At 69.6% G+C, this 879-nt stretch carries 1 protein-coding gene; it reads left to right on the forward strand.

Translation table 11 applies throughout. From position 1 onward, the window contains the following. Positions 1-196: 196 nt before the first annotated feature. Positions 197-879: AMP-binding protein (locus AC1DQC_RS19760; protein ID WP_477052933.1), on the forward strand; the 683-nt coding region annotated here is incomplete at its 3' end.

Raw genomic sequence — 879 nt, forward strand, 5'->3', positions numbered from 1 at the left:
GGACGTGTCCTTCACCGACCTCCTCGGTCGGGTTCAGGAGATCGAGCAGGAGGCGTTCGAGCACTGCGATGTCCCCTTCGGTCAGCTGCCGCGGATACTCGGGATCGGTGATTCCCCAGCGTTCTCGCCGATCGTCCAGGTGCTGTTCGAGTGCCACGACGGACCGGCGACCGGGCTCGGCAGGTTCGACCTGCGGGTGGCCGCGGCCGAGCACTTCGCCGCCGACGGCAGCCCGTCCGGCATCACCGCAGCGCTCGGGTTCGCCGTCGACCTGTTCGACCCCACAWCTGTGATCCGAATCGGGTTGCGGCTGCGTCAGATCCTGGAGGCTGTGACGATCGCCCCGGGGATCGACGTCGGCGACATCGACATCCTTTCCGACAGCGAACGCGCCACCCTCGTTCCGGTTCGTGGTCCGTCGGGCAGCCCGGAACGCACGCTGCCCGAGCTCTTCGCCGCCGCGGCACGCGCACATCCGGCGGGTGTCGCCCTCTCGAGTCGCGGCGTCGAGATGACGTATCGAGAACTGGACGAGCGCTCGAACCAGCTGGCCAGGGTGCTCCTCGAACGCGGCATCGGTCCGGAAGACTGTGTGGCGCTGGGCATGACCCGCTCCATCGAGTCGGTCCTGTCCATGCTGGCGGTGGCCAAGTCGGGTGCCGCGTTCGTGCCGGTGGATCCCAGGTATCCGTCCGGGCGAGTAGAGCACATGCTCGACGACTCCGGCGCCGTCGTGGGGGTCACGGTCGCCGCCGAGCGCTCCCTGCTGCCGGACACCACCCCGTGGCTGGTGCTCGACGACGACGAAGTCCGGACCCGGTGCGAGACCGCGTCGGCGTCTGCCGTCACCGACGGCGAGCGGCCCCGGGCCCTCCGCAT

Source organism: Cellulomonas sp. P4_H12, assembly GCF_056400905.1.